Here is a 10,737-nt window from a genome sequence, read left to right on the forward strand (position 1 = left end):
AGAAAAAGGACCAGGACCGACACGCCTCGGGGCCCCGCGATCCACCGCCCGGCCCGCCTCCGGCGCCGCCACGGGGGGCGCGTGGCGGCGCCGGGTCACGCGTGCAGGTCGTCCACCAGTTCCCTCAGGGCCGCCGCCAACACGCCGAGGCCTGCGTCGGCGGGGCCGCCGGGCTCCGACATGTACGTGTCCCGGCGGATCTCGACCATCAGTGCACCGACCCGGTCGTCCTTGCCGTAGTACTCCAGCGGCACGTACGTACCGGCGAAGGGGCTGTCGAGTCCCGTGCCGCCGAAGCCCGCGAACGCCCTCTCGGCGGCGGCCAGCAGGGCGGCCGAGGTGTGGAAGGGGTCCGTGCCCAGGCAGATCGGCGGCCGGCTGCCGTCACCGTGCAGTTCGTACGGGAGGGGCTCCCTCGGGTACGAGTGCACGTCGATGATCACGGCCCGGCCGGTGGCCTCCAGCCGGTCCTCCACGGCCCGGGTCATCGCCTCGGCGTACGGATGGAAGTAGCGGTCGATCAGCGGCCGGACGTCGAAGCCTTCGGGGCGCAGGCGTTCCCGGTGGGTGGAGTGCGTGTACACCGCCCCCATGCCCACGGCGAGCATCTCCTCGCGCTCGTCGGGGAAGCGCTCGGGGTCGATGACCAGCCGGGACAACCCGTTGACGAACTGCCACGGCGTGACCGCGGAACCGGCCGCGGCCGCCGCGGCGATCTCGGCGGTGTGGGAGTCGGTGATGTGGTCGAGCTCCCGTGCGAGGGCCGGGTCGGACAGGTGGATTCCGCGGCGGACGGAATCCGGTATGACGCGCGAGGAGTGCGGTACGTGCAGGATCACCGGCGACGCGCCGGCGCCGGGGAGGATCTCGAAGGGCAGGGATTCGGGCCGGGATTCGGGCCGGTGGTTCATGTGAGCATCCTCCGTTGCCGGGGCGGCTGATCTCTCGGTTGATGATCGCTCGACCGACCGCGCGGCCGGGTGCGGGCGCCGTCTGTCCGGCCCGTCGACTCCGTGCTGATCGCTGCCCGTTGGACGGCCGGCCGGGGCCTCAGCCGACCCGGATGCCGATCACGCACGTGTCGTCGTCCGTGTCCGATCGGCTCTCGGCGAGAAGGCGGTCCAGTTGGCCGTCCAGGTCCCCGGCAGCGGCGGCCGCCGCCTGCACCAGGTGGCCGAGCGACTCCTGCACCGAGGAGTCCCGGCGCTCCACCAGCCCGTCCGTGTACATCAGCAGCGTGTCGTCCGGTTCGAGCTGCACCTCCCGCTCGACGTAGGCGACCTCGGGCAGGGCTCCCAGGAGCAGCCCCTCGATGAGCGGGAAGGCCTCCGCCTCCCCGTGGCGCACGAGTACGGGGGGCAGGTGGCCGGCGCGGGCCCAGCGCATCACCCTCGTGCTCGGGTCGAAGAGGCCGCAGACGGCGGTGGCCGTCACGTGCTTCGCCAGGTGATGGGTGACCGTGTTGAGCCAGGACAGCAGTTGGGCGGGGCCCGCCCCGGTGACGGCGAGGCCGCGCAGGGCGTTGCGCAGGACGACCATGCCGGTGGCCGCCTCGATGCCGTGCCCGGCGACGTCGCCCACCGAGAGCATGATCAGCCCTGAGGGCAGCACCACGGTGTCGTACCAGTCTCCGCCGACGAGCGCCTCGATCTCCGCCGGCCGGTAGCGGACGGCGACCCGCAGGCCCGGGGCTTCGATGGCCGGCGGGGTGGGGGGCATGATGGCGTGCTGGAGCTGGAGGGCCAGCCGGCTGCGCTCGGCGGACTCGGCCTCGGTGTGGGCGAGTTGGTCCCGGGTCGCGGCCAGGGCCACCTCGGTCCAGTGCTGCGCGGAGATGTCCTGGTAGGCGCCGCGCACGGCGTGCAGCCGCTGGTCCGCGTCGAGGACGGGCTCGGCGACGACCCGGATGTGGCGGGTGATTCCGTCGGGTCTGCGCAGGCGCAGGTTGACGGAGGCGGGGCGGCGGTGGCGGAGCACCGCGCGCAGGAAGCGGCCGAGGGCCGCGGAGTCGTCGGGGTGCGCGTAGCCGGGAAGTTCGTGAAGCCGGACCGGGGGCGCGGTGGGCGGGAGTCCGTGGAGGTCGTAGAGCTGTGCGTTCCAGGTGGTCTCGCCGGTGACGAGGTTCTCCTCGAAGCCTCCGATCCTGCCCAGGCGCTGGGCGTGCTGGAGGAGGCCCGCCAGCCGGGCCGTCTCGTCCTGGATCCGCCAGATCAGCAGGACGGCGGAGCCGTGGCGGCTGACGCTGATGTTCGCGACCGAGGTGAGCGGGATCTGGTCGACGAGCGCGGTCAGGCTCATGCGTTCGGCGCGGAAGGGCTCGCCCGTGGCGTGCACGCGCTCGATGATGTCGAACAGTCCGCTCTCGCCGGCGGCCAGCGGGTAGGCCTCCAGCAGCAGGGCGCCGTTGACGTCGCCGCGCGGCCGTCCCACCGGGTCGACGAAGCGGCTGCCGGTGTGCCGGATCCGGAAGTCGGCGAGCCGGCCCTCGGAGTCGAGGACCGGGGTGAGGACCACGGCCGGGTCCTGGAGTCCCTCGGCGAGGTCGATGAGCTCGGCGACATCGGGGAGGACCGCGTCGGCCGCCGCGGGGTCGCGCGGGGGCGTGGCGTCCATGGTGCGGGCGCACAGCTCGGCGAGGGCCTCGACCTGCCGCTCGATCCGGCGCTCGACCTGGGGTGCCTGCGGCTCCAGGGGGTGCGGCCAGCAGATCTCCAGGACGCCCTGGATCCGTCCGCCGGTCCCCGTGGGCACCGCCATCCGGCCGCCGCCCGGCCATTCGGCGCGGCCGATGGAGGGCAGTCCTTCCCGGTCGAGGTCGGCGAGGGTGACCAGCCGGCGTTCCCCGAGCGCGAGGCGGGCGACGGTGGAGACGCCCGGGGGTACGTGGCGCCAGCGGGCGGCCTCCCTGGGTGGAAACCCGGCGTGGCCGGCGAGGGCCAGCGACCCGTCGGGCACCGCGGTCCACACGGCCACCGCGACCGCGCCCAGCGGGCCCAGGGCGTTCGCCAGGAGGGACTCGGCGACCGCCTGGGTGTCGGCGGTGACGGCGAGCACCCCGCTCTCGGCGGTGCGCAGCCGTACCGACAGCGTGGAGGACTGCCCGGCCGGGTCGGCGCCGCCGTCACCGGCCCCCGTACCCGTACCCGCACCCGCGCGTTCGACGAACTCGGCGGCGATCTCGCTGACGTGGTCGCGGGAGGCCTGGTTGACGATGTCGGCGGCGAACTCGAGGGGGGACATCCCGCTCTCTCGGCACAGCACGTCGAGCTGGCGTGCCGCCGCGGCCGGGGTGCAGTTCAGCTGCCCGATCAGGATGCCCTTGGCCAGCTCGACCAGAGCCCGCCCGTCGGCGGCCGCCTGGGCCTCCAGCACCTCGCGGCGCAGCCGTTCCACGGTGGCGACGAGGCGCCCCAGGGGCGTCGGGGCCTGCTTCGGCACGACGCTGGTGGGCCGGTCGCCGTCCGGGGCTCCCGGTGCTTGCGTTGCTCCCGGTGTCTGCGGCGCTCCCGGAGTTTGCGTCGCTCCTGGAGTCTGCGGCCGGCGGGCTTCGTCGTGCCGGTGCGTGTCCGCGGTCATCGGGTGAGCCTGCGCCGGATGCGGGCGATGAGGTCGTCGGCGTCCACCGGCTTGGTGACGTAGTCGCTGGCGCCCGCAGCGAGGCTCTTCTCCCGGTCCCCGGGCATCGCCTTGGCCGTGACCGCGATGATGGGCAGGCCCACGTACTGCGGCATGCGCCGGATCTCGGCGGTGGCTGCGTAGCCGTCCAGTTCGGGCATCATCACGTCCATCAGGACGATGTCGACCCCCGGGTTGCGGACGAGGGTGTCGATGCCCTTGCGGCCGTCCTCGGCGTGCAGGACGCGCATGCCGTGCAGTTCCAGGACCCCGCTGAGGGCGAAGAGGTTGCGGGCGTCGTCGTCGACGACGAGGACGGTGCGGCCGGCCAGGTCGCCTTCGAGCACGTGCTCGGCGGGCCGGCGCCGCGCATCGCCTTGCACCAGGGGCAGGACGTCCCCCGGCTGTTCGGCGGACAGGTGGAGCGCGATGCGTTCGCGCAGTTCGTCCAGGCTGGAGAGCAGCTCCACACGGCGTGACGCGGACCGCCGGCGCAGGGCTTCCTCCTGGCCGGTCCGCACCCGCGGGTTGTTGTGGGCGAGGACGGGGAGCGAGGCGAGGGCCGGGTCTCCGTCGAGGGCGTCGAGGAAGCGGAGGGCTTCGCCGTCGGGCAGGTCCAGTTCCAGGACCACGCAGTGGAAGGAGTGCGCCGCCAGGGCGGCTGCGGCCTCGCGGGAGCTCGTGGCGTGGACCACGTGGATGCCGTCCCTCTCCCCCGGCGTCCGGTGGCCGGGGGCGAAGTCGCGGTCGGCGCTCTCGGCGACGAGGGAGAGCAGCCCGTTGGTCCGCTCCTCGATCACCAGGAGCCGGCGGGGCCGCCGCTGCTCCGGGAGTACGGCCTTGCCCTGACGGCCGCCCTGCCCCGCCACCGCTCGGTTCGGGGCCCCGGGCGGGAGCGCCGGGGGGGCATCGGTGTAGGAGGGGTCCTCGTAGTCCGCGCGGCTGACCGGCAGGTAGAGGGTGAAGGTGCTGCCCTGGCCGGGGGTGCTTTCCGCGGTGACGGCCCCGCCGAGGAGCTGGGCGATCTCGCGGCTGATGGAGAGCCCGAGGCCGGTGCCGCCGTACTTGCGGCTGGTGGTGCCGTCGGCCTGCTGGAACGCCCCGAAGACCGACTCGAGCTGCTGTTCGGGGATGCCGATTCCGGTGTCGCGCACCCGGAAGGCCAGCATCGGGCCGCGCCGGGAGAGTCCGGAGGGGACCTCGGGGGCCGCGGCCGGTTCGATGCGGAGCTCGACGCCTCCGCGTTCGGTGAACTTCACGGCGTTCGAGAGGAGGTTGCGCAGGATCTGGCGCAGCCGCGAGTCGTCGGTGAGCAGGTCGTCGGGGGCGCCGGGGGCCGTGGTGACGGTGAAGTCGAGGCTCTTCTGCGTGGTCATCGGCCGGAAGGTGGCGTCGACGTACTCCAGGAGCTGGGGCAGGTGCACGCGCTCGGGGTTGATGTCCATCTTGCCGGCCTCGACCTTCGACAGGTCGAGGATGTCGTTGATCAGCTGGAGGAGGTCCGAGCCGGCCGAGTGGATGATGCCGGCGTACTCGACCTGCTTGGGGGTGAGGTTGCGCGCGGGGTTCTGGGCGAGCAACTGGGCGAGGATCAGGAGGCTGTTGAGCGGGGTGCGCAGTTCGTGGCTCATGTTGGCCAGGAACTCGGACTTGTAGGTGGAGGCCAGCGACAGCTGTTGGGCGCGGGTCTCCAGCTCTTGGCGGGCCTGCTCGATCTCCAGGTTCTTGGCCTCGATGTCGCTGTTCTGGCTGGCGAGGAGGGCGGCCTTCTCCTCCAGCTCCGCGTTGGAGCGCTGGAGTTCCTCCTGCTGGACCTGGAGTTCCTCCGAGCGGGCCTGGAGCTCGCCGGTCAGCCGCTGGGACTCGCCGAGGAGTTCGTCGGTGCGGGCGTTGGCGACGATCGTGTTGACGTTGGCGCCGATCGCTTCCATCAGCTGGGCCAGGAAGTCGCGGTGGACGGGGTTGAAGGCGGTGAAGGAGGCGAGCTCGATCACGCCGAGGATCTGGTCGTCCACCACGATCGGCAGGATGATCAGACTGCCCGGGGTGGTGTGGCCCAACCCGGAGGAGATCACGTAGCCGCCGGGGACCTGGTCGGTGGCGATGATCCGGCGGCTGCGGGCCGCCTGTCCGACCAGGGACTCTCCGAGGGCGAAGGCGGCGCCCTCCTCCGCGGCGGCGGACCGCCCGTAGGAGCCGACGAGGGTGAGGACGGTGCCGCCGGGGCGGTCCTCGGCGAGGTAGAAGGCTCCGTACTGGGCGGCGACCAGCGGCGTCAGTTCGTCCATGACGAGTTCGGCTACGGCGGCCAGGTCCCGGTGGCCCTGCATCAGGCCGGAGATGCGGGCCAGGTTCGACTTGAGCCAGTCCTGCTCCTGGTTGGCCCGGGTGCTCTCGCGGAGCGAGCCGACCATGGAGTTGATGTTGTCCTTGAGTTCGGCGACCTCGCCCGAGGCGTCGACGGTGATGGAGCGGGTCAGGTCGCCCTCGGCGACCGCACTGGCGACCTCGGCGATGGCCCGGACCTGGCGGGTCAGGTTGCCGGCCAGCTCGTTGACGTTCTCCGTCAGGCGCTTCCAGGTGCCGGAGACGCCCTCGACCTCCGCCTGGCCGCCGAGGCGGCCCTCGCTGCCGACCTCACGGGCCACGCGGGTGACCTCGGCGGCGAACGCGGACAGCTGGTCGACCATCGTGTTGATGGTGGTCTTCAGCTCCAGGATCTCTCCGCGGGCGTCCACGTCGATCTTCTTGGACAGGTCGCCGTTGGCGACGGCCGTCGTGACGAGGGCGATGTTGCGGACCTGGCCGGTGAGGTTGTTGGCCATGGAGTTGACGTTGTCGGTGAGGTCCTTCCAGGTGCCCGCCACATTGGGCACCTGTGCCTGGCCGCCGAGCCGGCCCTCCGTGCCCACCTCGCGGGCCACCCGGGTGACCTCGTCGGCGAACGCGGACAGCGTGTCGACCATCGTGTTGATGACCCCTGCGAGCGCGGCGACCTCGCCCTTCGCCTCCACCATGATCTTCTGCGAGAGGTCGCCGCGGGCGACGGCGGTGGCCACCTGGGCGATGGAGCGCACCTGGCCGGTCAGGTTGTAGGCCATGACGTTGACGTTGTCGGTGAGGTCCTTCCAGGTCCCGGAGACGCCCCGGACCGTGGCCTGGCCGCCCAGGTTGCCCTCGGTGCCGACCTCGCGGGCAACGCGGGTGACCTCGTCGGCGAACGCGGAGAGCTGGTCGACCATCGTGTTGATGGTCTCCTTCAGCTCCAGGATCTCCCCCCGCGCGTCCACCCGGATCTTCTGGGTCAGATCGCCCTGGGCAACCGCGGTGGTGACCTCGGCGATGGAACGCACCTGGGCGGTGAGGTTGTCGGCCATGACGTTGACCGATTCCGTCAGGTCCTTCCACGTACCGGAGACGCCCTGGACGTCCGCCTGGCCGCCGAGCCGCCCCTCCGTGCCGACCTCGCGGGCCACCCGGGTGACCTCGCCGGCGAATCCGGAGAGCTGGTCGACCATCGTGTTGATGGTCTCCTTCAGCTCCAGGATCTCCCCCCGCGCGGTGACGGTGATCTTCTGCGAGAGGTCGCCCTTGGCCACGGCGGTCGCGACCTGTGCGATGGAGCGCACCTGGGCGGTCAGGTTCCCGGCCATGAAATTGACCGAATCCGTGAGGTCCAGCCAGGCCCCGCCGACCCCGGGTACGTCGGCCTGGCCGCCGAGCGTCCCCTCGGTGCCCACCTCGCGGGCCACCCTCGTCACCTCGGAGGTGAACAGGGACAGCTGGTTGACCATCCCGTTGAAGACGGTGGCGATCTCCCCGAGCAGCCCGTCCGCCGCATCGGGCAGCCTGGTACGGAAATCCCCGTCGCGCACGGCGGTCAGCCCGGCCAGCAGCCTGCGCAGCTCCGCCTCGCCGATCCCGCCCTCACCGTGAAGCGGGGGCACCCCGCCCGCCGAACCCGTACCCGTCCGCTCGGACATCCGCCCCAACCTCACACTCGAAACCGACACTCCGACGAACGGGACAAGAAGGACCCCGGTTTCGGGGCGCACCGATGCGCCCGGCTCCGCGGGGATCCGTCTTCGCCGCACCACCGCTCGGGTGAAGGCTAGCGCCGCCGAAGGGACCATAAGGCACGGTCGATCACACCGGGGACAGTGCATCCTGCCTGCGGGAAAGGCAGATGGGCGGGAAGCCCGCGCACTCGGCCTGAACGAGGCCTGCATCAACCCGGTTTGGAAGGCTCCGCTCGCTCCGGGGTACACCGGCGGGTTCCGGGTAGACGAACCGGTGACATTCGCACACAACGGAGGAAACGGGGTGAAGGAGATGGCGGTCAAGGCTGTGGGCTGGGCCCGGTCGTTTCCCGTCTCGGAAGGCGTCCGGGCGGCACGGGAGTGGACGGCGGGCCACTTGGCGTCCCTGCCGTGGAGCGGTTCGGTGGCCGACACCGCGTACTCCGTGCTGATCTGCGTCTCCGAGCTCGTCACCAACGCGCACCTGCACGCGGTCGGCACGGCGCACCTGGTGCTGACCTGGGACGGCCGCTGCCTGCACGTGAGCGTCGCGGACGGCGACCCCCGGCTGCCGCGGTACCGGGAACCCACCGCCGACGCGGGTGCCACGTCGGGCCGCGGGCTGGGGATCGTCACGGCGCTGGCCGATTCCCTGGACGTCCACGCGAGCCACGGCGGAAAGGCGATCACCGCCTGCTTCCGGCCCGGCGGCGGACCGGACCCGCATACGCGGGAGCGGCGTAGGCGCGGAAACGGTGGAGCGGGAGCCGCCGGGCCGGGAGCCGATGGGCGCACAGGCGCCGCAGGCGCGGGTTCACGCCCCGACTGCGGCCTCGACGCTCGCGTGCAGGGACAGGACCGTATCGGCCCCGGTCACCGCGAACAGCCTCCGCAACTGCTCGCCGGGAGCGGCGATGCGCAGGGTCGTGAGGCGGTGCAGCCGCAGGAGCAGGTTCAGGAACGAGGAGTCCCCGAAGGTGATGGCACCTGCGTCCAGAACCACCATCGGATGCAGGCCGGCGGCTTCGGTGAGGGCCTCCTCCAAGGGAACGAGCGTGTCCTGGTCGAGCTCTCCCCGGGCCACCACCACCCAGGCGGCCCCCGCCGGGTAGCCGTCCCCGACCACGCTCTGCCCGTATCCGTCCCCTGCTCCGGTCATGTCCGCCTCCCCGGATTCGTCTGCCGTACGTCTTTCCAAGGGAGTATGCCTGCTCTTCGCTCCGGCGCCGCAGCCGACGGGGCTCTCCCCTGCCACCCCTTGCCGTGCGCTCCCGGCCCTCAGTCGAGGACGTCCAGGAAATCAGGCCGGGAGCCGCCCCCGTCGGAGGAGCGGCGGGGCGGCAGCGGGCGCGGATCCGGGTAGGTCTCCCCGATCGGCCCCCACAGCACGATCCCGATCAGCGGCCAGACCACGGCGTGCCCCCAGGACCGGAGCAGCCCGCCGTCCAACAGGCTCAACGCCCCGAAGAACAAGGCCCACTTCGCCGTCATCCGCCAGAACCCGCTGCCCTGCCGGTACAGGACCCGCCGCTTCCCCGTCATCTCCATGCCCCCACGCCAACCGCCGCCCCGCTGCGCGGCGCAGGCGCCCTTCGCCGGCGCCGCGCAGCACTCGGGAGAAGAAATGACGACCTCGAGGTGTGTAGACCCTCTCAGGCGGGGCAGAAGCGCCCCCGGCAGCCGTCAGTCAATCGGGAGGGAGCGGCCACCATGTATCGCTCGGCCACCGTTGTAGGCCCCATTCGTGCAGCAGACGCTGAAGTACCCGTGTGTGACCAGGAGTCCGCGGGAGCGCCCACGCAGGACACGGACCTGTTCCGGGTGGAGAACGCGCGGGAGATGGCGCCCTCCGACGCCCGGGAACTCTCGCGGCTCTTCTTCGCGAGGCTGCGCACGCTGGAGGAGGGGACCCGCGAGTACCAGTACACGCGCAACACCCTGATCGAGATGAACCTGTCGCTCGTGCAGTTCGCCGCACGGCGCTTCCGCGCCCGCGTGCTCGGCGGCGGACTCGACATGGACGACGTCATCCAGGTGGGAACCATCGGCCTGATCAAGGCCATCGACCGCTACGACACCGAGCGCGAGGTCGAGTTCTCCACCCTCGCCCTCCCCTACATCACCGGTGAGATCAAGCGCTACTTCCGCGACACCACCTGGGCCGTGCACGTACCGCGCCGCCTGCAGGAACTGCGCACGGAACTCGCCAAGGCCCAGGACGCCCTGAGCGACGTCCTCGGCAGGGCGCCGACCGTCAAGGAGATCGCCCACCACCTGGAGCTCTCCGAGGACGAGATCATCGAGGGACTGGTGGCCGCCAACGGCTACACCAGCAGCTCCCTCGACACCACCACCGCCGACGGCGACACCTCCTCCGCGGCGGGCCGCAGCGCCCGTCCCGCGGCCGAACGCCACGGCGCCGTCGACCCCGGCATGGAACTCTTCGAGGACTTCCACACCCTCGCACCCCTGCTGGAGCAACTCGACGAACGCGACCGCCTCATCCTCCAGATGCGCTTCGGGCAGGAGAAAACCCAGGCGGAGATCGGCGCCGCACTCGGCGTCTCCCAGATGCAGGTCTCCCGCATCCTGTCCCGAACCCTGGCACGGCTGCGCACCGGCATGCTCGCGGAGTAGGGAATGACCCCGGCGAAGTCCTGGAAGCCACCCGCCACGAAGCCCTCATCAACACGGCCTTCGCCGGCCGGCCCGCCACCCGCGGGCCTCCTGGCCGACCCCCTCGTCGAGGTCCGCGCCACGGACACGGGCTTCGCCATGCGGCTCCGCGTGGCAACGCCGTGAGGACCTCGGTCGCCTAGACTGGCACGGGGCGGGGCCAGAGCACCCGCCAGTGCCAACGCGGGCCAGTGCCAACGCGGGGGTGAAAGACCTCGATGGAAACCATCGGACCTGAATCGGGTGATCCGTTGAGCGCGAGCCTTCCCGCCGGAGGACAGCGCCGCAGGCTCGCCCTGACGGGCGTCCGAGGCGCCGTGGCCAAAGGCCGCGACTTCACGCGCGAGGCCCTGCACGACTGGGGCTGGGACGGAACCGAGACCGCCGAGGACGCCCTGCTCCTCGTGTCCGAGCTGCTGACCAACGC

At 71.9% G+C, this 10,737-nt stretch carries 6 protein-coding genes and 1 pseudogene; 2 read left to right on the plus strand and 5 right to left on the minus strand.

Going from position 1 to position 10,737, the window contains the following annotated elements:
- Positions 1-95 precede the first annotated feature (95 nt).
- The 3 genes from ACFWBW_RS40595 to ACFWBW_RS40605 all read right to left on the minus strand — a co-directional run bounded on the left by ACFWBW_RS40595 (position 96) and on the right by ACFWBW_RS40605 (position 7,598).
- A complete protein-coding gene (locus ACFWBW_RS40595; protein WP_385384573.1) occupies positions 96-911 on the minus strand; it encodes an N-formylglutamate amidohydrolase in 816 nt (271 codons plus the stop codon).
- Positions 912-1,050: 139 nt separating this feature from the next.
- Positions 1,051-3,576 carry a SpoIIE family protein phosphatase gene (locus tag ACFWBW_RS40600; protein ID WP_385384576.1) on the minus strand — a complete coding sequence of 842 codons (2,526 nt, stop codon included), beginning with the start codon at positions 3,574-3,576 and terminating at the stop codon, positions 1,051-1,053.
- Entirely contained in the window at positions 3,573-7,598 is a 4,026-nt protein-coding gene (locus ACFWBW_RS40605; protein ID WP_385384579.1) for a HAMP domain-containing protein, read from the minus strand. The genes ACFWBW_RS40600 and ACFWBW_RS40605 overlap by 4 nt, the downstream gene beginning before the upstream one ends.
- Positions 7,599-7,947: 349 nt before the next feature.
- Between ACFWBW_RS40605 and ACFWBW_RS40610 the strand changes: the two are divergent.
- Positions 7,948-8,271: pseudogene (locus tag ACFWBW_RS40610) on the plus strand (ATP-binding protein); the annotation flags it as partial.
- A 177-nt stretch (positions 8,272-8,448) separates the two neighbouring features.
- Here the strand turns inward: ACFWBW_RS40610 and ACFWBW_RS40615 are convergent.
- On the minus strand, positions 8,449-8,793 hold the full coding sequence (locus ACFWBW_RS40615; RefSeq protein ID WP_385384582.1) for an STAS domain-containing protein: 345 nt from the start codon (positions 8,791-8,793) through the stop codon (positions 8,449-8,451).
- Positions 8,794-8,912: 119 nt separating this feature from the next.
- Positions 8,913-9,182 carry a hypothetical protein gene (locus ACFWBW_RS40620; protein ID WP_385384585.1) on the minus strand — a complete coding sequence of 90 codons (270 nt, stop codon included), beginning with the start codon at positions 9,180-9,182 and terminating at the stop codon, positions 8,913-8,915.
- A gap of 162 nt (positions 9,183-9,344) precedes the next feature.
- Here ACFWBW_RS40620 and ACFWBW_RS40625 point away from each other — a divergent pair, with 162 nt between their 5' ends.
- Positions 9,345-10,271: a SigB/SigF/SigG family RNA polymerase sigma factor gene (locus ACFWBW_RS40625; protein WP_385384587.1), complete on the plus strand. Its 927-nt coding sequence runs from the start codon at positions 9,345-9,347 to the stop codon at positions 10,269-10,271.
- Positions 10,272-10,737 lie beyond the last annotated feature (466 nt).

The organism is Streptomyces sp. NPDC059957, assembly GCF_042730015.1.
Lineage (GTDB): Bacteria > Actinomycetota > Actinomycetes > Streptomycetales > Streptomycetaceae > Streptomyces.

Excerpts from the sequence above, each read along its gene's own strand:
- ACFWBW_RS40595 (WP_385384573.1), bottom strand. The coding sequence starts at position 911 with ATGAACCACCGGCCCGAATCCCGGCCCGAATCCCTGCCCTTCGAGATC.
- ACFWBW_RS40615 (WP_385384582.1), bottom strand. The coding sequence starts at position 8,793 with ATGACCGGAGCAGGGGACGGATACGGGCAGAGCGTGGTCGGGGACGGC.
- ACFWBW_RS40600 (WP_385384576.1), bottom strand. The coding sequence starts at position 3,576 with ATGACCGCGGACACGCACCGGCACGACGAAGCCCGCCGGCCGCAGACT.
- ACFWBW_RS40620 (WP_385384585.1), bottom strand. The coding sequence starts at position 9,182 with ATGGAGATGACGGGGAAGCGGCGGGTCCTGTACCGGCAGGGCAGCGGG.
- ACFWBW_RS40625 (WP_385384587.1), top strand. The coding sequence starts at position 9,345 with ATGTATCGCTCGGCCACCGTTGTAGGCCCCATTCGTGCAGCAGACGCT.
- ACFWBW_RS40605 (WP_385384579.1), bottom strand. The coding sequence starts at position 7,598 with ATGTCCGAGCGGACGGGTACGGGTTCGGCGGGCGGGGTGCCCCCGCTT.